Below are 24,626 nucleotides of genomic sequence, written 5' to 3'. Positions count from 1 at the left end.
TCCTTTCGGGCTTTTTTGTGGAACACTTAGCGTCCAGGGAAACCTGGCGGCATCATACCTTTCATGCCGCGCATCATTTTCGCCATTCCGCCCTTCTTCATTTTCTTCATCATACGCTGCATGTCGTCGAACTGCTTCAGTAAGCGGTTAACGTCCTGCACCTGCATACCGGAGCCGGTAGCAATACGGCGCTTGCGCGAGCCTTTGATGATTTCAGGCTTCTGGCGCTCTTTACGCGTCATCGAGTTGATGATCGCTTCCATGCGCACCAGCACCTTGTCATCCATTTGTGACTTCACGTTATCCGGCAGCTGCCCCATGCCTGGCAGTTTGCCCATCAGGCTGGCCATCCCGCCCATGTTACGCATCTGCTTCAACTGCTCAAGGAAGTCATTGAGATCGAAACCGTCACCGGTTTTCAGCTTCTTCGCCAGCTTCTCCGCCTGATCGCGGTCAACCTTGCTTTCGATATCTTCGATCAGCGACAGCACATCGCCCATGCCGAGGATACGTGAAGCGATACGCTCCGGATAGAACGGCTCCAGTGCATCAGTCTTCTCACCGACACCCATGAACTTAATCGGCTTGCCGGTGATATGACGAATCGACAGCGCCGCACCACCGCGCGCATCACCATCCACTTTGGTCAGGATAACCCCGGTGAGCGGCAGCGCTTCGTTAAAGGCTTTGGCGGTATTCGCCGCATCCTGACCGGTCATGGCATCGACCACAAACAGCGTTTCTACCGGATTAATCGCGGCATGAACCTGTTTGATTTCGTCCATCATCGCTTCGTCAACGTGCAGACGACCCGCAGTATCCACCAGCAGAACATCGTAAAACTTCAGGCGTGCTTCACGCAGCGCATGGTTAACAATGTCGACCGGCTTCTGGCTCAGATCGGATGGACAGAAGTCTACACCCACCTGTTGCGCCAGCGTTTCCAGCTGTTTGATTGCCGCCGGACGATAAACGTCGGCAGAAACCACTAAGACTTTCTTTTTATGCTTCTCACGCAGGAACTTACCCAGCTTACCGACGCTGGTGGTTTTACCCGCACCCTGCAGGCCGGCCATCAGCACTACGGCAGGCGGCTGCGCAGCCAGATCCAGCGCATTGTTTTCTGCACCCATCGCCGCAACCAGTTCGTTACGGACGATCTTGATGAACTCCTGACCTGGCGTCAGGCTTTTATTCACATCGTGCCCAACCGCGCTCTCTTTCACGCGATTAATGAAGTCACGCACTACCGGCAGCGCAACGTCTGCCTCAAGCAGTGCCATGCGAACTTCACGCAGGGTCTCTTTGATGTTCTCTTCAGTCAGCCTTCCGCGGCCGCTGATATTGCGCAGGGTTTGCGACAAACGATCGGTTAAATTATCAAACATGGTCTCTCACTTAAAAAGATCGCGAGGCGCCTGATCGGCAGAATGCGGCGGATTATAACACGAAGCCTCAGCGATCTCTGCAATTGCCCCTCAGATCGTTTGGTGCCAGCTGCGGCTGGCGCTATACTGCCGTTTTCCTTATCTGACTGATACCCGAAAGGATCTATGTTCGTTTTCGCGATAGTGGCGCTGTTCGCCTACTCCCTTAGTCTTGCACTGATCATTCCCAGCCTGTTGAAACGTAACGGCGGCTGGCGGCGAATGGCGATGCTCTCTGCCTGCGTCGCGTTGATTACTCACGCGGTGGCCTTGCAGCAACGTATTTTTGCCGTCGACAGTGGACAGAACTTAAGCCTGCTCAATATCGGCTCGCTGGTCAGTCTGTTGATCTGTGCCATCATGACCATTGTGGCGTCCCGCAACCGTGGCTGGTTACTGCTGCCGATTGTTTATAGCTTCGCGCTGATCAACCTCGCCTTTGCTACTTTTGTGCCCAATGCGTTTATCACTCATCTGGAAACCACCCCAGGCATGATGATTCATATCGGCCTCTCGCTGTTTGCCTACGCGACGCTGATCATCGCGGCGCTGTATGCGCTGCAACTGGCGTGGATCGATTATCAGCTGAAAAACAAGCGACTGACCTTTACCCAGGACATGCCGCCACTGCTGACGATTGAACGCAAGATGTTTCACATCACCCAGGTCGGCGTAGTGCTGCTGACGCTGGTGCTGTGTACCGGCTTGTTTTACATGCAGGATCTTTTCAGCGCGGAAAACGTCGATAAAGCGGTGCTCTCCATCATCGCCTGGTTTGTGTATATCGTTTTGCTGTGGGGGCACTATCATGAAGGTTGGCGTGGACGTCGTGTGGTGTGGTTTAACTGCAGCGGCGCATTGTTATTAACCATGGCCTACTTTGGCAGTCGCATCCTACAGCACCTGCTTATCCCTACCTCTCGTTAAAAAGGAAGTTCTGCGTTGGAACATGTTTCAACCACCACGCTGATTGTTACGCTGATCATCATGGTGCTGGTTTCGGCTTATTTTTCGGGCTCTGAAACCGGCATGATGACTCTCAATCGCTACAAGCTGCGCCATCAGGCTAAAAATGGCCACCGCGCTGCCCGTCGCGTCGAAAAATTGCTGCGCCGCCCTGACCGCCTGATTAGCCTGGTGCTGATCGGCAACAACCTGGTCAACATTCTTGCATCTGCCCTCGGTACCATCGTCGGGATGCGCCTGTATGGTGATGCCGGCGTTGCCATCGCCACCGGTGTACTGACCTTCGTGGTGCTGGTGTTTGCCGAAGTGTTACCAAAAACCGTGGCGGCGCTCTATCCGGAAAAAGTCGCCTATCCCAGTAGCTTCCTGCTGGGTCCGTTGCAATACATTATGTTGCCGCTGGTCTGGTTGCTGAACACCATTACCCGTCTGCTGATGCGGATGGTCGGTATTCGCGCTGACGGTTCTGTCAATTCCGCGCTGAGTAAAGAAGAGCTGCGTACCATTGTTTACGAATCGCGTAACCTGATATCACGCCGTAATCAGGACATGCTGTTGTCCGTCCTCGATCTCGAGAAGGTCAGTGTGGATGACATCATGGTGCCGCGTAATGAGATCGTCGGCATCAACATCAACGATGACTGGAAATCGGTGGTCCGCCAGTTAAGTCATTCGCCACACGGCCGCATCGTGCTGTTCCGGGATTCGCTGGATGACTGCGTCGGCATGCTGCGGGTGCGTGAGGCCTGGCGCATGATGACCGAGAAAAAAGAGTTCACCAAAGAGACGCTGCTGCGCGCTGCCGATGAGATCTACTACATCCCGGAAGGCACGCCGCTCAACACCCAACTGGTGAAGTTTCAGCGCAATAAGAAGAAAGCCGGACTGGTGGTTGATGAGTATGGCGATATCAAAGGACTGGTGACGATAGAGGATATTCTGGAAGAGATCGTCGGCGATTTCACCACCTCGATGTCGCCTTCGCTGGCTGAAGAAGTGATGCCGCAGAATGATGGATCGGTGCTGGTTGAAGGCAGCGCCAACGTGCGTGAAATCAACAAGGCGTTTAACTGGCATCTGCCGGAGCAGGAAGCCCGCACCATCAATGGCATGCTGCTGGAGGCGCTGGAGGAGATTCCTGAGGTGCAGACCCGGGTGCAAATCAGTCAGTACAACATCGACATCCTCGATGTGCAGGACAACATGATTAAACAGGTCCGCATCACACCGACCACGCCGTTAAAGAAATCTATCGGCTCTTAAGCCATAAAAAAACGCCGCAATAATAATGCGGCGTTTTTTTTTAGCAGAAAAGTCCTGACTAGATGTGCAGTTCTTTCAGCTTCTCAGCAGGCAGTTTCAGATCTTCGTTGCGGTTAACACCGATATCATGTGCCAGCACATTGCGGGCGATCTGCTGTGCTTCTTCCAGCGAGTGCAGCTTGTAGCTGCCGCACTGGTATTCGTTCAGCTCAGGGATCTGGTTCTGATCTTTAACTTTCAGAACGTCTTCCATCGCCCCTTTCCACGCTTTTGCTACGCGCTGCTCGTCTGGCGTACCAATCAGGCTCATGTAGAAGCCAGTACGGCAACCCATTGGCGAGATATCAACGATTTCAACGCCGTCACCGTTCAGATGATTACGCATGAAACCGGCAAACAGGTGCTCCAGCGTATGAATGCCACGCTCAGTGAGGATATCAATGTTCGGGCGGCAAAAACGCAGGTCAAAAACGGTAATCGTATCGCCATGCGGAGTCTTCATGGTTTTCGCAACGCGTACGGCGGGAGCGGCCATGATAGTGTGATCAACGGTAAAACTGTCCAGTAGTGGCATACGTCACCTCCTGTTTTAAGAATTTTTTTTAAAACGATGAAACTTTTCTGTTCGCCCAACGTCTGAATATATGAAAGACGCGCATTTGTTATCATCATCCCTGACAACAGAGATGTTAATTTGGCCACATTGATGTGGCCTTTTTCTTTTCTACCCTTCCCGGCTCGCCAGATAAGCCTCAAAATCCAGCTTGTCATCGGCTTCAAGCGCCTGCTGTGCTGCCACAGACTCCTTCGCCTGACGACTGAAATCGTCTTCGCTCAGCACTTCCAGCTGCTCTTCGCAAAGCAGATGGCGATACTGTTCTGCTAACGCCACACCGGTACCGGTAACACCATTGTCCTTCATCGCCTGAAGGATGCGCGCCGAATAGGTTAGCTCAGGATCGTCGAACGATGCCACCAGTTGATCGCAAACTTGTTGATATTGCGTGCTGCCCTGGTTGTTGCTGTCTAAAACTTCCGCCACCCGACGCAGATCGGCAAACAGTGTCTTACCGACTTCAACCAGCGAATGCTCCGCTTCACCACAGCCGACCGCAATTTTCTGATCCGGCTTACGCCCTTCCAGCACCACTCTATTCCAGTTTTTACGGGTACACTGCAGCTCGTCAGCGCTCATTTCCGGCGCGTCAGCCAGCGTACACCAGATCAGGAACAGGTCGAGGAAGCGCACCTGGTTCTCGTCCACGCCAATCGCTGAGAACGGGTTAATATCCAGCGAGCGCACTTCAATGTACTCAATGCCGCCACGCAGCAGCGCGTCAGAAGGCGCTTCACCCGAGCGCGTAACGCGCTTAGGCCGGATAGGCGCATAGAGTTCATTTTCAATCTGCAGCACGTTAGTGTTGAGCTGGAGCCAGTTGCCGTCGGCATCTTTGGTGCCCATCTCAGCATACTCTTCCGACGGCGTCTTGATCGCTTTCTTCAGCGCAGTGACATAGCCTTCCAGTGAATTGAAGGTAATGCCCAGCGCGCTCTGGGATTTGTTGGTATAGCCTAAATCGCTCAGACGCAGCGAGGTGGCATACGGCAGCCACAGGGTATCTTTATCGTTAGTTTCAAACGGCAGTGCGCTCTCGCGGCCCTGCAGGAAGCTGGAACTGATGGCGGGCGACGCACCAAACAGATACGGGATCACCCAGCCAAAACGATAATAGTTACGGATCAGTCGCAGATAGCCGGCAGAGATGGTCTCTTTCCCGCTTTCCTGATCTTTCACATCGGCCCATTCCTGCCAGAAAGAGAGCGGCAGCGAGAAGTTATAGTGAATACCGGAGATGGTCTGCATTAACGCGCCGTAGCGGTTTTTCAGCCCCTGGCGGTACAGCGTTTTCATCTGGCCAATATTGGATTTCCCATACTGTGCCAGTTCAATCTTGTTCGCATCGTCAATCTCGCACGGCATGCTGAAGGGCCACATACGCTCTTCGCCGAGTTCACGGGCAACATGACGATGAATATCACGCAGGAAAGCCAGCATGTGATCGATGCTGTGATCCACTGGCGTAATGAACTCCAGCAGCGTTTCGGCAAAGTCTGTGGTAATCCAGTCATGCTTCAGCGCCGAACCCAGTGATTCGGGGTGACCGGTTTCCGCCAGCTTACCGTCTGCCTGCACGCGCAACGTTTCACGTTCGATGCCACGGCCGATACCCTTAAGGGCATCAGGATGCGCTTCCAGCCAGGAGAGCGCTTTAGATACGTCCGGGATCACATTAACCTCCCGCTGTGAGAATAATTTATTTTTGTTCAGCATAATGTTAACCGTAGCCTCGAATCTGTGCGAATCAATGCCACCATTGCATACCCTGTAATGTGGCGGTCGCGATAACGATATAACGCAGTGTTTTACCGACAGCGAGATACAACATCGCCGGTAACCAGGCGAAGCGTAACCAGCCTGCAAGCACGCAGAGCAGATCACCTATCACTGGTAACCAGCTAAATAACAGTGCTGCAGGACCCAATCGGTGCAACCACGTCATTGCTGTGTCATGCCATCGCCCCTGACGTTTTAACGGCAGCAAGCGACCAAGAAAAATGTTGGTTAAGCCGCCCAAGGTGTTTCCCAGTGATGCGGCCAAAAGCAACCCATAAACTGACGTCTTTTTTGCAATTAATAGTGCTATCAGCAGTGCTTCAGAGCTTCCTGGCAGGAGCGTCGCACTTAAAAAACTGCTGCCGAACAATGAGGCATAGGCGAGCATCTCACTCACAGTAAGCGGACGTCCACCACATCCATCCCTGCCGCTTTCGCCGCCTGAACGCCAAAATCTGCATCTTCGAAAACCACACAGCGCTCTGGCGCCACGCCCATCAGCTCGGCGCAGCGTAAGAAGGTATCTGGTTCAGGTTTATGCCGCTGTACGTCATCAGCGCCGACCACGGCGGAAAACAGCTCACGCACGCCCAGCTGCGTCAGTAACGCATCTGCCATGCTGTGTTCACTGCCGGTACCGACTGCCATAGGACGACGCCCGTGGTAAGCCTTCACCACCTCCATCAAAGGAAGCGGCTGAACATTTTCCAACAGCATGGCTTTCACTGCGGCGGTCTTTTCGGCGGCAAGAAGATGAGGATCGTGAGACGACTGATTCGTTTCGATGATGAACTGCGCCAGTCGCCAGGTAGGAGCACCATTAAAGCCGACAATACGCGCTTCATCCAGCGTCATTCCATAACGCGCCAGTACCTGACGCCACGCTTTTCGATGTGTCGGCTCAGTATCGAGAATGGTGCCGTCCATATCGAAAATCAGGGCGTCGTATTGATCGTACATAGTCACTCCGGACCTCCAACAAATGAGACATTACTTTAGCCTAATGTGCACAGGTTGTCGCCAGGGGGGATGAACAGCAAATGCTTTGAAAGCATTAGCAATTTTTCTTTTCAGATAAAGGTGATCGTCTGCGACCGGCAATAACCGTACGAAATTGCAGCATTTTTTATCCGCAGAGGGTAAACCGGAGCTGGCTGGCATCAATTAAAAGCCAGCAATAGAAAACCGGATTTACGCGCTAACCGTCAGCAGAAAGAGTCAGGCCAGACAGCCTGTTAGCCGGGTTGATAAAGCAGATCGGTTTTGCGATTAAACGTGAGCAGTAGAGGAAGAAATGCAAAGGGCTCATTCAGAGGAGGCACCAGTGCGGGCCGTTGCTGAGGCAACGTTATGCACGTTAGTGCAGCCTGAACAATGAGAACGCTATAAGACGCTGAGGAGATAATGATATCGAAAGAGATGGTGCATCCAGGAGGATTCGAACCTCCGACCGCTCGGTTCGTAGCCGAGTACTCTATCCAGCTGAGCTATGGATGCAACGGAAATCTGGGGAATTACGGAGCAGGTTGCTAACCGGCAAAACAGCAAAGTGAAGAGTGCATCGCGGATAATGTCTCAGCTTACTTTTCGGCCTGCGGGCCGTTGCTGAGGCAACGCTATCCTCGTTAGTGCAGTCTGATGATTTTCACGCTATGACACACTAAGGCACTTCCCTATCCGAAGATATGGTGCATCCAGGAGGATTCGAACCTCCGACCGCTCGGTTCGTAGCCGAGTACTCTATCCAGCTGAGCTATGGATGCATTGGGGAATTACTTTTTATGGACTTTCAGAAATCAACCTGGGAATGATACGAAGAATGGTGCATCCGGGAGGATTACTCAGCTTACGCTTCGCCCTGCGGGCCGTTGCTGAAGTAACGTTATCCTCCTTAGTGCAGTCTGACGATTTTCACGCTATGACACACTGAGGCACTTTCCATATTCGAAAATATGGTGCATCCAGGAGGATTCGAACCTCCGACCGCTCGGTTCGTAGCCGAGTACTCTATCCAGCTGAGCTATGGATGCATTGATTTAATTCTTGTACAACGCAGGGTGCTAACTACTCACCATGAAAGGAATTGCTAGTTCACTTTGTTTTTATTCCGATGGTGCATCCAGGAGGATTACTCAGCTTGCGCTTCGCCCTGCGGGCCGTTGCTGATGCAACGTTAACCTCCTTAGTACGACCTGAACACTAATTGCGTCATGTCACACTGAGGCACTTCTCCACATTCGAAAATATGGTGCATCCAGGAGGATTCGAACCTCCGACCGCTCGGTTCGTAGCCGAGTACTCTATCCAGCTGAGCTATGGATGCATCGGAAATGGCGGTGAGGGAGGGATTCGAACCCTCGATACAGCTTTTGACCGTATACTCCCTTAGCAGGGGAGCGCCTTCAGCCTCTCGGCCACCTCACCTTACGCGTTCTTCCGAACTGCGCCGCTGAACTTTGTTTCCGCTCATCGGCACTGCGTGGCGCACATATTACTTTCCCGCACTTATAAGTCAAACAATTTTTCCGAAGGTTTGTTTGATTGAACAAATGACAGACAATTGGGCCAAAATGACGGCAAAAAGAGTGAATTATCAACAATGAAAGATGATGCAGTTAACAAAAAAGGGAATAAGGGGGAGAAAAGAAAAAGGGGGGAATGGGTCGATAAAGCGGTAGCGCCTCGCACAGGTGCGAGACGCTGAATCCGTTAAACGCTGGTTTGTTGCGTTTTTTCAGCCTGGATGCGTTGATAGATCTCTTCGCGATGCACAGACACTTCTTTCGGAGCGTTAACCCCGATGCGAACCTGGTTACCTTTAACACCCAGCACCGTTACAGTCACCTCATCACCGATCATGAGGGTTTCACCAACTCGACGAGTTAGAATAAGCATTCTTTGCTCCTTGAAAGATTAAAAGAGTCGGGCTTGTACAGGCTCCCGGCATTATCCATCATTTAACGCTGCACAATGAGTATGACAAATACACCAATGCACATCGATGCGCTAATACATTCTGCTGATAGTTAGTTTAGCCGAAATACACTACATCAACCTGACTTTGTCATTTGCTACTCTGACATCGTATGAAAAAGCGCCGGAACAACCGTTCTGACGCTTTATACGATGCCTTGTTTTAATTCACTTACAGACGGCTGCTGACCCAGTCCTCAACCCCTGTTAACGCGCTTTTCAGGGCCGCCACATCGGTTCCGCCAGCCTGCGCCATATCCGGGCGTCCACCGCCCTTGCCGCCGACCTGCTGCGCCAGACCTGCAATCAGTTCACCGGCTTTAACCCGGTCAGTCAAATCTTTGGTCACGCCAGCGATTAACGACACTTTACCTTCCGCAACCGTCGCTAACACAATGATGGCCGAACCCAACTGGTTTTTCAGGTCATCCACCATGGTACGCAACATTTTCGGCTCAACGTTATTCAGCTCACTGACCAGCAGCTTCACGCCTTTCACGTCGATGGCACTGCTGCTCAGAGACGCGCTCTCCTGCGCCGCTTGCTGATCGCGCAGTTGCTGCAACTCTTTCTCCAGCGCCCGTACGTGATCCACCAGACCACGTACTTTTTCATTCAGGTTGCTGCTGTTGGCTTTCACCAGTTGCGCCAGATCGTGCAGCTGGCTGCTCTGCGCATTGACCTGCGCCAGGGCACCTTCACCGGTAATCGCTTCAATACGACGAACACCCGCCGCAGTGCCTGACTCAGCCTGGATACGGAACAGACCGATGTCGCCGGTACGTGCCGCGTGCGTGCCGCCGCACAGCTCAACCGAGAAATCACCCATGGTCAGGACGCGCACGCGCTGATCATATTTTTCGCCAAACAGCGCCATGGCACCTTTAGATTTCGCCGCCTCAAGATCCATCACGTCGGTTTCAACCGGCAAGTTGCGACGAATCTGCGCGTTGACAATATCTTCGACCTGGCGAATCTCCTGAGGTTTCATCGCTTCGAAATGCGAGAAGTCAAAACGCAGGTATTTATCGTTAACCAGAGATCCCTTCTGTGCAACATGCTCACCTAATACCTGACGCAGCGCGGCATGCAATAAGTGGGTTGCAGAGTGGTTAAGACGGATACGCGCCCGGCGTGCCGCATCAACTTTTGCTTCAAGGCGATCGCCGATACGTAACTGCCCTGCCGTCAGCTTACCGATATGACCGATTGCCTGACCATATTTTTGTGTGTCCTGTACGCTAAATTCAGCATTCTTCCCTGTCAGCACGCCGGTATCGCCGACCTGACCGCCTGATTCGCCATAGAATGGCGTTTCATCCAGTACCACAACCGCTTCCTGGCCTTCGGTGACTTCATTCACCGACTCGCCTGCCACGTACAGCGCTTTCACCGTCGCGGCTAAATCCAGCTGGTCGTAGCCTTTGAACGAGGACGCCGCATCGATACGAATAACGTTGCTGTAATCCGCGCCGAAACCACTCGCTTCACGTGCGCGCTGGCGCTGTTGCTCCATCGCCTGCTCGAAGCCCGCTTCGTCGATCTTCAGATTGCGTTCGCGGCAGACATCAGCCGTCAGGTCAGCCGGGAAGCCAAAGGTATCGTACAGACGGAAGACCGTTTCGCCATCCAGCGTATCATCCTGCAGTTTCGCCAGCTCTTCGTCCAGCAGCGCCAGGCCGCGTTCCAGAGTCTTAGCGAACTGCTCTTCTTCGCTTTTCAGCACCTGCTCAACCTGAGCCTGCTGACGCTGTAACTCTTCACCGGCCGATCCCATCACCTCAACCAGCGGCGCGACCAGCTTATAGAAGAATGCGTCTTTCGCGCCCAGCATGTTGCCATGACGTACGGCACGACGAATGATGCGACGCAGCACGTAACCACGGTTCTCATTCGACGGGATCACGCCATCGGCAATCAGGAATGCACAGGAGCGGATATGATCGGCAATCACGCGCAGTGATTTATTGCTCAGATCGGTGGCACCGGTCACCTGCGCTACCGCCTGGATCAGTTTCTGGAACAGGTCGATTTCATAGTTAGAGTTGACGTGTTGCAGTACGGCAGTAATGCGCTCCAGGCCCATGCCGGTATCAACCGACGGTTTCGGCAGCGGCAGCATGGTGCCATCCGCCTGACGATTGAACTGCATGAAGACGATGTTCCAGATCTCAATGTAGCGGTCGCCATCCTCTTCCGGGCTGCCTGGTGGTCCACCCCAGATGTGATCGCCGTGATCGTAGAAAATTTCGCTGCAGGGACCGCAAGGGCCGGTGTCGCCCATCTGCCAGAAGTTATCTGACGCGTAAGCCCCGCCCTTGTTGTCGCCGATACGGATAATGCGTTCGTGCGGCACGCCAATCTCGTTGGCCCAGATGGCATAAGCTTCATCATCGGTTTCATATACCGTAACCCACAGACGCTCTTTTGGCAGGCCGAACCACTGCTCGCTCGTCAACAGTTCCCAGGCAAAAGCGATTGCCTCTTTCTTGAAGTAGTCACCAAAGCTGAAATTACCCAGCATTTCAAAGAAAGTGTGGTGACGTGCGGTGTAGCCGACATTTTCAAGATCGTTGTGTTTGCCACCGGCACGCACGCAGCGCTGTGAAGTGGTCGCACGTGAGTAATCACGCTTGTCCTGGCCGAGGAAAACATCTTTGAACTGGTTCATTCCGGCGTTGGTAAACAGCAACGTCGGATCGTTATTCGGTACGAGGGAGCTGCTGGTTACAACCTGATGTCCCTTGCTATGAAAAAAGTCGAGAAACGCTTGACGGATCTCAGCAGTGCTCTTGCTCATATATATCCTGGAATCACGCTAACGAACGTTCCATCTTTTCCGCGATGCCACATCCTGGCGGCGCCTGATTAGAGGAACAAAAAGTGGGAATAAGATAAATTTTCTTCAGTGGGAAGTAAAATTACATCGGCTTTTAGTCGTCAAAATTTCTGAAAACGGACTGAATATCTTCGCTCATGAAGCCTTTTGACTGTAGATAGCGTAGTACTTTGGCTTTCTCTTTCCATTCTTTCGGTAACGGGTGTCCGAATTTACGTTCAGCCAGCTGGGCAGCACAGGCAGACCAGTCCACCTCGGTCTCTTCCATCGCAATATCAATCGCCTCGCGATCGATCCCCTTCTGCGCCAGTTCCAGACGTACCCGCTGTGAACCAAAACCTTTGCGGCTTCGGCTCTGAATAAAACGTTCGGTGAAACGCGTGTCGTTTAGCCAGCCATTTTCCTGGCACCAGTTGAGCACTTTTTCCAGCAGCTCTTCGGTGACGATTTCCGGCTCTTTCTGCTGTGCCCACGCCGCACGCTGCGCCGACTGTTGCAGCTTACGCGCTAATTCGGCACGGCTGTGATCGCGCTGTCCAAGAATGCGCATCGCACGGTCGAGCAGACGAGAAAAAGAGACAATGTTGGGTTGGGGCTGGGATTGTTCAGACATACTGCGCACCTTGTACTAACGGGAAGGGGATTATGGCGACAGATCGGGAGAGAAGAAAGGTAAGAAAGAGAGGGTAAGTGGTAAAAAACAACGGGAGTGGATTTCTCCACCCCCGCGTGAGTGATTAGAAGTCTTCGTTCGCTTCACTGGCTGCGTTTTCAACTTTGTCAGCAGACTGCTCTGCTGCAAGCTTATCGTCAGCGCCGTTCAGTAACATTTCACGTAACTTCAGATCAATCTCGTTTGCGACAGCCGCATTCTCTTTGAGGAAGTTGCTGGCATTCGATTTACCCTGACCAATCTTATCGCCCTGGTAGCTGTACCATGCACCCGCTTTTTCGATCAGCTTGTGCTTCACGCCCAGGTCGACCAGTTCGCCGAAGGTGTTGATGCCTTCGCCGTACATGATCTGGAACTCTGCCTGTTTAAATGGCGCCGCGATTTTGTTTTTCACCACTTTAACGCGGGTCTCACTGCCCACCACGTTATCGCCCTCTTTGATAGCGCCGATACGGCGGATATCAAGACGGACAGAAGCGTAGAACTTCAGCGCGTTACCACCGGTAGTGGTTTCCGGGTTACCAAACATCACACCAATTTTCATACGGATCTGGTTGATGAAGATCAGCAGGGTGTTGGACTGCTTCAGGTTACCGGCAAGCTTACGCATCGCCTGGCTCATCATACGTGCCGCCAGGCCCATGTGTGAGTCACCGATTTCACCTTCGATTTCCGCTTTCGGCGTCAGTGCCGCCACGGAGTCGACAATGATTACGTCAACCGCGCCTGAGCGGGCCAGCGCATCACAAATCTCCAGCGCCTGCTCACCGGTGTCTGGCTGCGAACAAAGCAGGTTGTCGATGTCTACGCCCAGTTTCTTGGCGTAAACCGGATCCAGCGCATGCTCAGCATCGATAAAGGCACAGGTTTTGCCTTTACGCTGTGCTGACGCGATTACCTGCAGGGTCAGCGTGGTTTTACCTGAAGACTCTGGCCCGTAAATCTCAACGATACGGCCCATTGGCAGACCGCCTGCGCCTAACGCAATGTCCAGCGACAGCGAACCGGTAGAGATGGTTTCCACATCCATTGAGCGGTCTTCACCCAAGCGCATGATGGAGCCTTTACCAAATTGCTTCTCAATCTGGCCCAGCGCGGCAGCTAAAGCCTTTTGTTTGTTTTCATCAATCGCCATTTCAACTCCTAATCAAGCCGGGTAAACACGCACTCAGGGGTGCCTGCACTCTTTCTGTTGCCGACAATTATACTGTATAGTCATACAGTATCAAGTTTAATTTGTCAGAAATTCGCCATACAGCCGCTGTAGTGCCCAGGCGACGGACTGGCGGCGTACCGCCTCACGGTCACCGGAGAAATGCTGCTGAAAAGTCAGGACTTTATCCTGCGGACCGGCCAAACCGAACCAGACGGTGCCGACCGGTTTTTCCGCACTGCCGCCATCCGGCCCGGCAATACCGCTCACGGAGATGGCGTAGTCTGCCCGGGCGGCGTGCCTTGCGCCCAGCGCCATTTCGCGCACCACGGCTTCACTCACCGCTCCGTACTGTTCCAGCGACGTTGCCTGAACGCCCACCAGCTGCTGCTTGGCATCATTACTGTAGGTCACGAAGCCGCGTTCAAACCAGGCTGAGCTGCCACTGATGTCAGTAAACACCTTGGCAATCCACCCTCCGGTGCAGGATTCTGCACAGGTTACGGTGGCGTTTTGCTGCTTAAGCTTCTCACCGATCTGCGCGCTAAGCGCCTGCAACTGCCGATCATCCATCGTGTTTCTCCCTCAGGTGGTGCAATGAAAGTGGTGCAACACCGCCACTTTTTCAAGCCCTGTCTTAAGTATTGCCCGCTTTTTGCGGCCTGTTTTCCCTTAACCTCAGCTTTTTTTCACGGCAACGATAAAAAGACGCGGGAAAGCGAGCAGAACCTGACCATCGCGCTGCGCCGGATAGGCGCTGAGCAAACGCTGATGATAGGCCGCCAGAAAATCCGCCTGTTCGGCTTCATCCAGCATGGCCAGAAACGGGCGCAGGCCGGTCGCCTCTAGCCAGCTGATAATCGCCTGTGCATCGGCCATCACGTGATAATAGGTGGTGCGCCAGATATCCACGTCACAGCCGGTGCCGGTGAGCAGATCGTAATAGTCGCCGGTCGGGAGCAGCTGTTTACGGTCCGCCGTTTTGGCATCAATACGGGAATGCCAGGGTTCAGACGCCGCCACGTCGCGCATCAATCGATGCGAGGGCTCATTGAGATTATCGGGCATCTGCACTGCCAGCACGCCGCCGGGTGCCAGTTGTTCCACCAGATGGGGAAACAGCGTCGCGTGGTTATCCAGCCACTGTAGCGACGCATTGGCATAGATCACCTGCTGAGGTGTTTCTGCCTGCCAGCTACGAATGTCCGCCTGTACAAAGCGGCAGTGCGGTAACCGTTCGCGCGCCTGGGCTAACATCGCTGCTGAACTGTCGAGCCCGCAGACCGTGGCCAGCGGCCAGGCTTCAGCCAGCAATTCGGTGCTGTTGCCCGGACCGCAGCCCAAATCGGTCACCTGTTCAACCTCTTCAACGCTGATGCGCGCCAGCAGTTCACGTGCCGGGCGGGTGCGTTCCGCCTCAAACTTGCGATACAACTCAGGATCCCACTCTTTCATGCTCACCTCCGGTTTGGTTATCTGACGTGACCAATCGATAAGACGCTTTAAACGCGGAAAAGTGCGACCTGTTGCTCATTTCTGAATCGAATGCTGGCGGTGCTGAGGCGGAATAATTAAGTTAAAACACTGTTTCATTTTCCCTAAACGCTACTCAGGAGTGAGTCATGACTGCAGAATCTGCCTTTGCCGGCGTCTGGTGTCCCTCGGTGACCCCGTTTAATGCGCAGGGTGCGATCGATATCGATGCGCTCGGACGCCATTTTTCGCGCCTCAACCGTTCAGGCATTGATACCTTACTGATCATGGGCAGTATTGGCGAGTTCGCCTCATTGACGCAGCAGGAACGTTTACAGCTGATTAAAGAAGCCCGTCCCCTATCGCCGCTGACAATGGTGGCTAATGTCTCCGCTACCTGCGTCGCGGATATGCTGTCGCTGGCTGAAGCGGCATGGGAAAGTGGTTACGACGCGGTGATGGTTCTGCCGCCCTACTACTACGGCCAGACGCAGAACCAGCTGATGCATTATTTTGAAACGCTCGATCAGCAGTTAGGCGGCAAGTGGTTTGCCTATAATTTTCCGGCGCGCACCGGCTGCGACCTCTCCCCCACGCTGGTCGCCGCGTTAGCGGCAAAACTGCCGAATTTCATCGGCATTAAGGATACCGTCGACTGCCTGTCGCATAACCGGGCAATGATTGACGAGACGAAAAAGGTACGCAGCGATTTTGCGGTGCTGTCGGGCTATGACGAATATCTGTTGCCCAATCTGCTGGCGGGTGGCGCCGGGGTAATCTCGGGACTGAACAATATTGTGCCGGAGGTTTTTGCCCAAATGATGCAGGCGTGGCGTGACGGCAATATGGCTGAACTGACGCGTATCCAGCAACAGATTGGCCGGATGATGGCGATTTACAGCATCGGTGATGACTTTGTGACCACGATAAAAACCGCGGTGTCGCGTCGCTATGATTCAATGCGTAGCGCATCGCGTAATTACGGTGGCACTTTAGACGCGCAACAGTGTGCGGCGCTCGATCGGTTATTCAGCTAATCAGCATTACGGGCGCCTCCCTGCGCCCGCCAGCCTCAGTTCTTTTTGACGAACTCAGACTTCAATTTCATCGGACCAAAACCGTCGATCTTACAGTCGATGTTGTGGTCCCCTTCAACCAGACGGATACTTTTCACTTTGGTGCCAATCTTCAGCGACGAAGAACTCCCCTTCACCTTGAGATCTTTAATCACTGTGACGCTGTCGCCATCTGCCAGCAGATTGCCGTTAGCGTCACGCACTTCCAGCGACTGATTGCTGCTGTCACTTTCCGCCTCGGTCCAGATATGACCACAGGAAGGACAGTTAAGGTTATCGCCATCTTGCCAGGTGTAATCGGCGTGACAGGCTGGGCAGGCAGGTAAAGACATAACGACTCCAGAGATAACAAGGGCTGATGGGCCTGAAAAAGGGCGTCATCATATAACCTTACAGTTGATAAGGACAGTCTTTATAGCATTCCGCCCTGCCGCGCCTTGCTAACGGCCTCGCCTAACTGCCACACCGCCATCGCGTAATGGGTGCTGTGGTTATAACGGGTAATGACATAAAAGTTGGGTAAACCGTACCAGTACTGATAGCTGGTGCCCAAATCAAGCCGTAGCAGGCTCACCTGGTCGTTGCCATTGAGTGAGCCCTGCGGCGACAGGCCGGAGGCAGCCAGCATGCCTACGCTGTAGCGGGTCTTGAAGCCATCTTCAAGCAAGGGCGCCTGACCACTGGCCGGGACCGCAATGTTTTCGCCGCTGCGCCAGCCGTGCTGCTGGAAGTAGTGCGCCACGCTGCCGATGGCATCAACCGGATCCCACAGGTTGGCGTGGCCATCACCGTTGAAGTCCACCGCGTACTCTTTGTAGGACGATGGCATGAACTGACCATAGCCCATCGCCCCGGCAAACGAGCCTTTCAGCGCCAGCGGATCGTCCTGCTCATTACGCGCCATCAACAGGAAGGTTTCCAGTTCGCTGCTGAAGTAAGCCGCGCGACGCGGATAGTTGAAGGATAAGGTCGCGAGCGCATCCAGAATACGCGTTTTCCCCATCACGCGCCCCCAGCGGGTTTCAACGCCAATGATGCCGACGATGATTTCAGGCGGCACGCCGTAGACCTGCTGCGCGCGTTGCAGCGCATCCTGATATTGATCCCAGAAGGCGACGCCGTTTTGGACGTTGTCCGGCGTAATAAACTTATTGCGATAGCGAATCCAGGCACCGTTAGGTCCCGGTGCCGGCGTATAGCTCGGTGCCTGGCGATCCATCAGGCGCAGCACATAGTCCAGCCGCTTTGCCTGACCAATAATGTTATGCAGTTGCTGGCGATCGAAGCCGTGCTTCTCCACCATCTGATCGATAAATTGTTCTGCCGCCGGGTTGCCAGCAAAGTCACCAAACATCGCGGATCCACTGTGCGACGGCTGGAGCAAGAATCCACCTTGCGGTGCAGCCAGCATCTTTTGCTGTTGGGGGACTTCAGGTTTGCTGCTGCAGGAGGCCAGTAACGGGATGAACGCAAGGAGAGCTAGCTTGAGACGCATCGGTAATCCATAAACGAGGGGGTAGATTCAGATGCGCTAATAGTAGTCGTTCAGCGCAACGACATACAGGTCAAATTCTTAAAAAAACGTCAAGAAACTGCCCCGAAAAACGGTCACCGGACGCGCTGTGCCGGTGACCGTCACCTCGTCAGCGGCGATTTCTCACCAGCTGATAACGACGGGTGAGATACTCCACCGGCGCGCTCCAGATATGCACCAGGCGGCAGAATGGAAACAGCAGGAATAACGTCATTCCCAGCACCATATGTAGCCGGTAGATCAGAGCCACGCCGTCAAGATGATGGGATGCACCGCCATGGAAGGTCACCACTGCCTGCGCCCAGCCCACCAGCTTCATCATCTCGCTGCCATCCATATGCTGTGCCGAGAAAGGAATGGTCAGCAGTCCGAGGGTAGCCTGCGCCACCAGTAAGCTCAGGATAAGGATATCGCCGACGCTGCTGGTTGCCCGCACCCGAGGGTTAGTCAGACGGCGTTTCAGCAACAGTGCGCCACCGGCCAGCGTCATCGCGCCAAACACGCCACCGGCAATCATCGCCAGCTTTTGCTTCACGTCGAGCGGCAGAAAGGATTGATACATCCAGTGAGGCGTCAGCATCCCGAGGATATGGCCGAAAAAGATACCGATGATGCCGATGTGGAACAGGTTAGAGGCGAGCCGCATCCCTTTTTTATCCAGCATCTGGCTGGAACCGGCGCGCCAGCTGTACTGCCCGTAATCGTAGCGCAGCCAGCTGCCGACCAGAAAGACCGTCCCGGCAAGGTAGGGGTAAATATCAAAGAAGAAAGTGTTGAGAAAATTCATGCTGATTCTCCTGTGGCGCGCGGAGTAGCCTGAGCGATATCCAGATACTGCGGCGCAACCGCTGCGGCGAAACGGCGCTGATGCGCGGCCTGTTGCGCCGAGGCGCAGCCCTGTTCGCCAAGAAATTTAACCTGCTCCTCTTCCCAGACGGCATCCAGGGCCGCCGGGGTATCGTCGCGTGCTTCCTGTGCCACCTGCGGCCGTAAGGCGTCAGGCTGGATAGCGGTACCCGAAAGCGTTAACAGCGCACTGAACAGCTCGGCATAGGGACTTTCACGTTCCACCAGCCGCGCCGCCAGGAGCGCCAGGATCGGCGCGATATCCTCTAAACCCTGACGCACCTCATCAGCCGTTTTACAGGCGAGGTATTCAAGGTAAAGCGGGAGATAATCAGGCAGCTCTTTGCTATCCAGCTCCAGTCCGTCGGCCCGATACTGCGCCAGCAGATCGACCATCGCCTGACCGCGATCGCGTGACTCACCGTGCACATGTTCAAACAGCAACAGCGAGGTGGCGCGGCCGCGATCAAACAGTTCGCAGTAATCAGCCTGAACGTCGAGCAGTGGCCGGGCGCAGAGCTGGTGGATAAAGTCCACCAGCCGTGCGCTCTGCGCTGGGTCGAGTTCAGGGGCGCTTTCCAGCGCCTCAATCAGGTTCTGATGGTGGCTAAACAGCGCCTCATCCGGGTAATCCAGCAGGCGCGACAGCACACGTAGCGCAATCATGATGCATCCTCCGGGCGTACGGTTTGTTTAGTGATTTCGATGGCATCGATACGGCGGCTGTTGAACAGGTTGAATTTGCTGTCGCTGCCGTGGCAGCCATCGCCGAAGCTAAAGCCGCAGCCTTTACTTTCCGGGAAGGCTTCACGTGCCAGTTCGCGATGGCTGGACGGCACCACAAAGCGATCTTCGTAGTTGGCGATAGCCAGATAACGGTACATCTCCTGCGCCTGCGCTTCGCTCAGACCGACCTGTTCCAGCGCCCGGACATCGCGTTTACCTTCGACGCTTTCCGCCCGCTTGTAATGACGCATCGCCAGCATGCGTTTCAGCGCCAGCAGCACCGGCGCGGTATCACCGGCGGTCAGCAGGTTCGCCAGATACTCGACCGGAATACGCAGGCTTTCAACGTCCGGCAGCACGCCGGTGTGCGCCAGTGCACCACCGTCGACGGCTGACTGAATCGGTGACAACGGCGGCACATACCACACCATCGGCAGGGTGCGATATTCCGGATGCAGCGGCAGCGCCAGCTTCCAGTCCATCGCCATTTTGTACACCGGCGAACGTTGCGCCGCGTCAATCACGCTTTGCGCTACGCCATCTTTCAGCGCCTGGGCGATCACCGCCGGAGCGTGTGGATCGAGGAAGATATCCAGCTGGCTCTGATAGAGATCTTTTTCGTTCTCTGCTGAGGCGGCCTGTTCAATACGGTCTGCGTCATACAGCAGTACGCCGAGATAGCGGATACGTCCGACACAGGTTTCCGAGCAGACGGTCGGCTGGCCGGCTTCAATACGCGGATAGCAGAAAATGCATTTTTCTGATTTGCCGCTCTTCCAGTTGAAGTAGATCTTTTTGTACGGGCAGCCGGTAAGGCACATACGCCAGCCACGGCATTTATCCTGGTCGATTAACACAATGCCATCTTCTTCACGCTTGTAGATGGCACCACTCGGACAGGTCGCCACGCAGGCAGGGTTGAGGAAATGCTCACACAGGCGCGGCAGATACATCATGAAGGTGTGTTCAAACTGGCCGTAAATATCCTTCTGGATATTGTCGAAGTTTTTATCCTGTGAACGTTTGGAAAATTCACCGCCGAGGATCTCTTCCCAGTTCGGGCCATTTTCGATTTTTTTCATCCGCTGACCGGTGATCAGTGAACGCGGGCGCGCAATCGGCTGGTGTTTACCGGCCGGCGCATTGTGCAGATGCTGGTAATCGAAATCGAACGGTTCGTAGTAATCATCCAGCGCCGGCACATCCGGGTTAGCGAAGATTTTTGACAGCACGCCGACACGGTTTCCCATGCGCGGCTCCAGCTTGCCGTTGATTTTCCGGATCCAGCCGCCCTTCCATTTCTGCTGATCTTCCCAGGCGTGGGGATAACCGACGCCGGGCTTGCTCTCTACGTTGTTGAACCAGGCATATTCCATCCCTTCACGACTGGTCCAGACGTTTTTGCAGGTTACCGAGCAGGTGTGGCAGCCGATACATTTGTCGAGGTTCAGCACCATGCCGACCTGTGAGCGAATTTTCATGGTTTTACCTCCTGCTGGCTGCCCTGACAGGCATCGTTGCCTTCCCCGTCTAACCAGTTAATGTTGTTCATTTTTCTTACCACCACGAATTCATCGCGGTTAGAACCGACGGTGCCGTAATAGTTAAAGCCCCAGGAGAGCTGGGCATAGCCGCCGATCATATGGGTCGGTTTCGGACAGGTACGGGTGACGGAGTTATGAATACCGCCGCGCTGGCTGGTGATCTCTGAACCCGGAATATTCACAATACGTTCCTGGGCGTGATACATCATGGTCATCCCGGCCGGAATACGCTGGCTTACCACCGCACGCGCGGTCAGCGCACCGTTGGCATTGAACGCCTCAATCCAGTCGTTATCGACAATCCCCAGTTCACGGGCATCGTCTTCGCTCATCCAGACAATCGGTCCGCCGCGCGACAGGGTCAGCATCAGCAGGTTATCGCTGTAGGTGGAGTGAATGCCCCACTTCTGGTGTGGCGTCAGGAAGTTCAGCGCCTTCTCCGGATTACCGTTAGGTTTGCTGTTGAGCAGCGGTTTGGCGGCACGGGTATCAATCGGCGGACGGTAGACCAGCAGGCTTTCACCAAAGGCACGCATCCACTCATGATCCTGATACAGCTGCTGGCGGCCACTCAGGGTGCGCCACGGAATCAGCTCGTGAACGTTGGTGTAGCAGGCGTTGTAGGAGACATGTTCGTCTTCCAGACCAGACCAGGTTGGGCTGGAGATGATTTTGCGCGGCTGTGCCTGGATATCGCGGAAGCGAATTTTTTCATCTTCCTTGTTCAGCGCCAGATGGGTATGGTCGCGGCCGGTAATCTCACCCAGCGCCTGCCAGGCTTTAACGGCTACCTGACCGTTGGTTTCCGGGGCCAGCGTCAGGATCACTTCTGCCGCGTCGATGGCCGTGTCGATATTCGGCCGTCCCGCTGCCGGGCCATCCGCTTTGACATAGTTAAGCTGCTTAAGGAAATCGACTTCTTTCTCAGTATTCCAGCCGATGCCTTTGCCGCCGTTACCCAGGGTATCAAGCAGCGGACCCAGTGAGGTAAAGCGCGCCCAGGTGGCCGGATAATCACGCTCTACCAGCATGATGTGTGGCGCGGTTTTACCTGGAATCAGCTCACATTCGCCTTTCTTCCAGTCTCTGGCGTCAAACGGCTGCGCCAGTTCGGCTGGCGAATCGTGCAGTACCGGCAGCGTGACCACATCCGTTTCTACCCCTAAATGGCCAGGGCAGAGATCGGAGAAGGCTTTTGCGATGCCCTTATAGATTTCCCAGTCGCTTTTTGAATCCCAGGCTGGATCGACCGCGGCAGAGAGCGGATGAATAAACGGATGCATATCCGAGGTATTCATGTCGTCTTTTTCATACCAGGTGGCGGTTGGCAGCACCACATCAGAGTAGAGGCAGGTACTCGACATACGGAAATCGAGGGTCACCACCAGATCCAGTTTGCCTTCAGCCCCCTGATCCAGCCACTCCACCTCTTCAGGCTTCACGCCGCCCTGCTTACCCAGATCTTTACCCTGAATGCCGTTTTCAGTACCCAGCAGGTACTTCAGCATATATTCGTGCCCTTTACCGGATGAGCCGAGCAGGTTAGAACGCCAGACAAACAGGTTACGCGGGAAGTTCTGCGGATCGTCTGGCTGTTCGGCGGCGAAACGCAGCGTGCCTTTTTTCAGACTCTCAACGGTGTAATCCAGCGGCGACAGGCCAGCGGCTTGCGCCTGCGCGGCGATACGCAGCGGGTTAACGTTGAGCTGCGGCGCCGACGGGAGCCAGCCCATGCGCTCAGAACGCACGTTAAGGTCGATCAGGCTGCCGCTGTAGCGACTTTTATCTGCCAGCGGCGACAGCAGCTCGCTGGTGGCGAGGGTTTCATAACGCCACTGGCTGGAGTGGTTATAGAAGAACGAGGTACTGTTCATCTGACGTGGCGGACGTTGCCAGTCGAGGCCAAATGCCAGCGGGGCCCAGCCGGTCTGCGGACGCAGTTTCTCCTGACCCACATAGTGCGCCCAGCCACCGCCGCTCTGACCGACGCAGCCGCAGAAGATCAGCATGTTCATCAGGCCACGGTAGTTCATGTCCATGTGATACCAGTGGTTCATACCGGCACCGACGATAATCATTGAACGGCCGCGGGTCTTCTCGGCATTGTCGGCAAATTCACGGGCAATGCGGATGATATTCTGGCGCGAAACGCCGGTGATCTGCTCGGCCCAGGCCGGGCTGTACGCTTTCACCTCGTCGTAGTTTTGCGCGCAGTTGGCATCACCCAGTCCGCGCTCCAGACCGTAGTTTGCCAGCGTCAGATCGTAAACGCTGGTGACCAGCGCTTCGCTGCCATCGGCCAGTTGCAGACGTTTTACCGGCAGCTTATGCAGCAGGATTTCATCCAGCGCGACGCTGTTGAAATGCTCACTGGTGATCCCGCCAAAGTAAGGGAAACCAACTTCAACCACCTCGTCATGGCCACCCAGCAGACTGAGCTGCAGTTGAACTTCCTGCTGCGTCGTCCCGTCACGCTGCTCAAGGTTCCATTTACCTTTTTCACCCCAGCGGAAGCCGATTGAACCCTGCGGTGCCACCAGTTGGCCGGTCGCCTCGTTGATCGCCACCGTTTTCCATTCAGGATTATTATCCTGACCGAGACCATCGATCAGATCGCTGGCTCGCAGCTGGCGTCCGGCGGCGTAAAAGCCACCTTCACGCGGCTCCAGCAACACCAGCATTGGCATATCGGTATAACGACGCACGTAGTCGCTGAAATAGCTGACTTCGCGATCGAGATGAAACTCCTTCAGCATCACGTGGCCCATCGCCAGCGCCATTGCACTGTCGGTGCCCTGTTTCGGATTCAGCCACTGGTCGCACAGCTTGGCAACCTCGGCATAGTCCGGCGTCACCGCCACGGTTTTGGTGCCTTTGTAACGCACTTCGGTAAAGAAGTGCGCATCAGGGGTACGCGTCTGCGGCACGTTTGAGCCCCAGGCGATGATGTAAGAAGAGTTGTACCAGTCGGCCGATTCCGGCACGTCGGTCTGTTCGCCCCAGGTCATCGGTGATGCCGGAGGCAGATCGCAATACCAGTCGTAAAAACTCAGGCAGGTACCGCCAATCAACGACAGATAACGCGCGCCTGCCGCATAGGAGACCATCGACATCGCCGGGATAGGTGAGAAACCCATCACCCGGTCCGGACCGTAGGTTTTCGCAGTGCAGATGTTAGCGGCGGCGATCATCTCATTGACCTCCTGCCAGCTGGACCGCACAAACCCACCGCGGCCGCGCGCCTGCTTATAGCTTTTGGCTTTTTCCGGGTTGCTGATAATCGAGGCCCAGGCATCAACCGGATCGCTGTGCTGCTGTTTCGCCTCGCGCCACAGCTGAATCAGCTTTTTACGCATCAGTGGATATTTCAGCCGGTTGGCGCTGTAGAGATACCAGGAGTAGCTGGCACCACGCGGACAGCCTCGCGGTTCGTGATTAGGCAGATCGGGACGGGTACGCGGATAGTCGGTCTGTTGCGTCTCCCAGGTCACCAGGCCGTTTTTCACGTAGATTTTCCAGCTGCAGGAGCCGGTGCAGTTGACCCCATGCGTGGAGCGGACAATTTTATCGTGCTGCCAGCGACTGCGGTAACCATCTTCCCAGTCGCGGTTGCTGTTCAGTGACTGGCCATGTTCGCCAGAGAAAGGCTCCGCCAGCTGTTTAAAATAGCGAAACCGATCGAGAAACTTGCTCATCCGGAATACTCCTGAAGGCTTAATGTGACATTGCTAACTCTGC

The 24,626-nt window shown here is 54.6% G+C and carries 20 protein-coding genes and 5 tRNA genes; 3 read left to right on the top strand and 22 right to left on the bottom strand.

Annotated features, from left to right (window positions below; all coding sequences use genetic code 11):
- Nucleotides 1-26: 26 nt before the first annotated feature.
- A complete protein-coding gene (ffh, locus tag ABIB18_RS16225; protein WP_159223287.1) occupies nt 27-1,388 on the bottom strand; it encodes a signal recognition particle protein in 1,362 nt (453 codons plus the stop codon).
- A gap of 165 nt (nt 1,389-1,553) precedes the next feature.
- Here ffh and ABIB18_RS16220 point away from each other — a divergent pair, with 165 nt between their 5' ends.
- Both ABIB18_RS16220 and ABIB18_RS16215 read left to right on the top strand, forming a co-directional pair.
- Nucleotides 1,554-2,354, top strand: a complete 801-nt coding sequence (locus ABIB18_RS16220; RefSeq protein ID WP_031374775.1) for a cytochrome C assembly family protein — start codon at nt 1,554-1,556, stop codon at nt 2,352-2,354.
- 15 nt (nt 2,355-2,369) lie between these two features.
- Nucleotides 2,370-3,656 carry an HlyC/CorC family transporter gene (locus tag ABIB18_RS16215; protein WP_069728904.1) on the top strand — a complete coding sequence of 429 codons (1,287 nt, stop codon included), beginning with the start codon at nt 2,370-2,372 and terminating at the stop codon, nt 3,654-3,656.
- A 58-nt stretch (nt 3,657-3,714) separates the two neighbouring features.
- On the opposite strand, the gene luxS is transcribed toward ABIB18_RS16215, so the two are convergent.
- The 15 genes from luxS to tam form a co-directional block, all read right to left on the bottom strand.
- Complete coding sequence (gene luxS / locus ABIB18_RS16210) at nt 3,715-4,230, bottom strand: S-ribosylhomocysteine lyase (protein ID WP_031374773.1); 516 nt, start codon at nt 4,228-4,230, stop codon at nt 3,715-3,717.
- Between the two features lie 150 nt (nt 4,231-4,380).
- Nucleotides 4,381-5,988 carry a glutamate--cysteine ligase gene (gene gshA, locus ABIB18_RS16205; protein ID WP_031374772.1) on the bottom strand — a complete coding sequence of 536 codons (1,608 nt, stop codon included), beginning with the start codon at nt 5,986-5,988 and terminating at the stop codon, nt 4,381-4,383.
- Between the two features lie 31 nt (nt 5,989-6,019).
- Complete coding sequence (locus ABIB18_RS16200; RefSeq protein ID WP_031374771.1) at nt 6,020-6,448, bottom strand: YqaA family protein; 429 nt, start codon at nt 6,446-6,448, stop codon at nt 6,020-6,022.
- Nucleotides 6,445-7,011, bottom strand: coding sequence for a fructose-1-phosphate/6-phosphogluconate phosphatase (gene yqaB, locus ABIB18_RS16195; protein ID WP_089562569.1), 567 nt, complete (start codon nt 7,009-7,011; stop codon nt 6,445-6,447). The genes ABIB18_RS16200 and yqaB overlap by 4 nt, the downstream gene beginning before the upstream one ends.
- A 460-nt stretch (nt 7,012-7,471) precedes the next feature.
- A tRNA-Arg gene (locus tag ABIB18_RS16190) sits at nt 7,472-7,548 on the bottom strand.
- A 189-nt stretch (nt 7,549-7,737) separates the two neighbouring features.
- Nucleotides 7,738-7,814 (bottom strand) — tRNA-Arg (locus ABIB18_RS16185).
- 190 nt (nt 7,815-8,004) lie between these two features.
- Nucleotides 8,005-8,081 (bottom strand) — tRNA-Arg (locus ABIB18_RS16180).
- A 216-nt stretch (nt 8,082-8,297) separates the two neighbouring features.
- Nucleotides 8,298-8,374 (bottom strand) — tRNA-Arg (locus ABIB18_RS16175).
- An 8-nt stretch (nt 8,375-8,382) separates the two neighbouring features.
- A tRNA-Ser gene (locus ABIB18_RS16170) sits at nt 8,383-8,475 on the bottom strand.
- A 285-nt stretch (nt 8,476-8,760) separates the two neighbouring features.
- On the bottom strand, nt 8,761-8,946 hold the full coding sequence (gene csrA, locus ABIB18_RS16165; protein ID WP_008927091.1) for a carbon storage regulator CsrA: 186 nt from the start codon (nt 8,944-8,946) through the stop codon (nt 8,761-8,763).
- 250 nt (nt 8,947-9,196) lie between these two features.
- Complete coding sequence (gene alaS / locus ABIB18_RS16160; RefSeq protein WP_354474807.1) at nt 9,197-11,824, bottom strand: alanine--tRNA ligase; 2,628 nt, start codon at nt 11,822-11,824, stop codon at nt 9,197-9,199.
- A 133-nt stretch (nt 11,825-11,957) separates the two neighbouring features.
- The gene (locus tag ABIB18_RS16155) at nt 11,958-12,476 is read right to left on the bottom strand and encodes a regulatory protein RecX (protein WP_084227840.1); all 519 of its coding nucleotides are present in this window, start codon (nt 12,474-12,476) and stop codon (nt 11,958-11,960) included.
- Between the two features lie 124 nt (nt 12,477-12,600).
- Nucleotides 12,601-13,671, bottom strand: coding sequence for a recombinase RecA (gene recA / locus ABIB18_RS16150; protein ID WP_031374767.1), 1,071 nt, complete (start codon nt 13,669-13,671; stop codon nt 12,601-12,603).
- Between the two features lie 96 nt (nt 13,672-13,767).
- On the bottom strand, nt 13,768-14,262 hold the full coding sequence (pncC, locus tag ABIB18_RS16145; protein ID WP_354474804.1) for a nicotinamide-nucleotide amidase: 495 nt from the start codon (nt 14,260-14,262) through the stop codon (nt 13,768-13,770).
- A 105-nt stretch (nt 14,263-14,367) separates the two neighbouring features.
- Nucleotides 14,368-15,144 (bottom strand): trans-aconitate 2-methyltransferase, encoded by a 777-nt coding sequence (tam, locus tag ABIB18_RS16140; protein WP_354474802.1) that lies wholly within the window; start codon nt 15,142-15,144, stop codon nt 14,368-14,370.
- 167 nt (nt 15,145-15,311) lie between these two features.
- On the opposite strand from tam, the gene ABIB18_RS16135 reads away from it, so the two are divergent.
- Nucleotides 15,312-16,199, top strand: coding sequence for a dihydrodipicolinate synthase family protein (locus ABIB18_RS16135; protein ID WP_031374765.1), 888 nt, complete (start codon nt 15,312-15,314; stop codon nt 16,197-16,199).
- Between the two features lie 35 nt (nt 16,200-16,234).
- On the opposite strand, the gene ABIB18_RS16130 is transcribed toward ABIB18_RS16135, so the two are convergent.
- From ABIB18_RS16130 to ABIB18_RS16105, 6 genes are all read right to left on the bottom strand, one after another.
- A complete protein-coding gene (locus tag ABIB18_RS16130; RefSeq protein WP_031374764.1) occupies nt 16,235-16,570 on the bottom strand; it encodes a zinc ribbon domain-containing protein YjdM in 336 nt (111 codons plus the stop codon).
- Nucleotides 16,571-16,650: 80 nt separating this feature from the next.
- On the bottom strand, nt 16,651-17,733 hold the full coding sequence (gene mltB, locus ABIB18_RS16125; RefSeq protein ID WP_031374763.1) for a lytic murein transglycosylase B: 1,083 nt from the start codon (nt 17,731-17,733) through the stop codon (nt 16,651-16,653).
- Between the two features lie 148 nt (nt 17,734-17,881).
- Nucleotides 17,882-18,559: a respiratory nitrate reductase subunit gamma gene (gene narI, locus ABIB18_RS16120; protein WP_354474800.1), complete on the bottom strand. Its 678-nt coding sequence runs from the start codon at nt 18,557-18,559 to the stop codon at nt 17,882-17,884.
- A complete protein-coding gene (narJ, locus tag ABIB18_RS16115) occupies nt 18,556-19,284 on the bottom strand; it encodes a nitrate reductase molybdenum cofactor assembly chaperone (RefSeq protein WP_354474798.1) in 729 nt (242 codons plus the stop codon). The genes narI and narJ overlap by 4 nt, the downstream gene beginning before the upstream one ends.
- Entirely contained in the window at nt 19,281-20,825 is a 1,545-nt protein-coding gene (gene narH, locus ABIB18_RS16110) for a nitrate reductase subunit beta (protein WP_354474796.1), read from the bottom strand. The genes narJ and narH overlap by 4 nt, the downstream gene beginning before the upstream one ends.
- On the bottom strand, nt 20,822-24,583 hold the full coding sequence (locus ABIB18_RS16105; protein WP_256149372.1) for a nitrate reductase subunit alpha: 3,762 nt from the start codon (nt 24,581-24,583) through the stop codon (nt 20,822-20,824). Before ABIB18_RS16105 ends, narH begins: the two co-directional genes overlap by 4 nt.
- Between the last annotated feature and the right edge of the window lie 43 nt (nt 24,584-24,626).

This window comes from Pantoea sp. UYEF8, assembly GCF_040546285.1.
Classification (GTDB): domain Bacteria; phylum Pseudomonadota; class Gammaproteobacteria; order Enterobacterales; family Enterobacteriaceae; genus Pantoea; species Pantoea brenneri.
The sequence above is the reverse complement of the archived record's forward strand: the minus strand, read 5'-3'. Positions and strand labels throughout refer to the sequence as shown.

Bases quoted from the DNA above. Each gene is read 5' to 3' on its own strand.
- ABIB18_RS16130 (WP_031374764.1), bottom strand. From the start codon at position 16,570: ATGTCTTTACCTGCCTGCCCAGCCTGTCACGCCGATTACACCTGGCAA.
- luxS (WP_031374773.1), bottom strand. From the start codon at position 4,230: ATGCCACTACTGGACAGTTTTACCGTTGATCACACTATCATGGCCGCT.
- pncC (WP_354474804.1), bottom strand. From the start codon at position 14,262: ATGGATGATCGGCAGTTGCAGGCGCTTAGCGCGCAGATCGGTGAGAAG.
- mltB (WP_031374763.1), bottom strand. From the start codon at position 17,733: ATGCGTCTCAAGCTAGCTCTCCTTGCGTTCATCCCGTTACTGGCCTCC.
- yqaB (WP_089562569.1), bottom strand. From the start codon at position 7,011: ATGTACGATCAATACGACGCCCTGATTTTCGATATGGACGGCACCATT.
- ABIB18_RS16105 (WP_256149372.1), bottom strand. From the start codon at position 24,583: ATGAGCAAGTTTCTCGATCGGTTTCGCTATTTTAAACAGCTGGCGGAG.
- tam (WP_354474802.1), bottom strand. From the start codon at position 15,144: ATGAAAGAGTGGGATCCTGAGTTGTATCGCAAGTTTGAGGCGGAACGC.
- alaS (WP_354474807.1), bottom strand. From the start codon at position 11,824: ATGAGCAAGAGCACTGCTGAGATCCGTCAAGCGTTTCTCGACTTTTTT.
- ABIB18_RS16155 (WP_084227840.1), bottom strand. From the start codon at position 12,476: ATGTCTGAACAATCCCAGCCCCAACCCAACATTGTCTCTTTTTCTCGT.
- ABIB18_RS16220 (WP_031374775.1), top strand. From the start codon at position 1,554: ATGTTCGTTTTCGCGATAGTGGCGCTGTTCGCCTACTCCCTTAGTCTT.
- recA (WP_031374767.1), bottom strand. From the start codon at position 13,671: ATGGCGATTGATGAAAACAAACAAAAGGCTTTAGCTGCCGCGCTGGGC.
- narH (WP_354474796.1), bottom strand. From the start codon at position 20,825: ATGAAAATTCGCTCACAGGTCGGCATGGTGCTGAACCTCGACAAATGT.
- csrA (WP_008927091.1), bottom strand. From the start codon at position 8,946: ATGCTTATTCTAACTCGTCGAGTTGGTGAAACCCTCATGATCGGTGAT.
- ffh (WP_159223287.1), bottom strand. From the start codon at position 1,388: ATGTTTGATAATTTAACCGATCGTTTGTCGCAAACCCTGCGCAATATC.
- ABIB18_RS16135 (WP_031374765.1), top strand. From the start codon at position 15,312: ATGACTGCAGAATCTGCCTTTGCCGGCGTCTGGTGTCCCTCGGTGACC.
- narJ (WP_354474798.1), bottom strand. From the start codon at position 19,284: ATGATTGCGCTACGTGTGCTGTCGCGCCTGCTGGATTACCCGGATGAG.
- narI (WP_354474800.1), bottom strand. From the start codon at position 18,559: ATGAATTTTCTCAACACTTTCTTCTTTGATATTTACCCCTACCTTGCC.
- gshA (WP_031374772.1), bottom strand. From the start codon at position 5,988: ATGCTGAACAAAAATAAATTATTCTCACAGCGGGAGGTTAATGTGATC.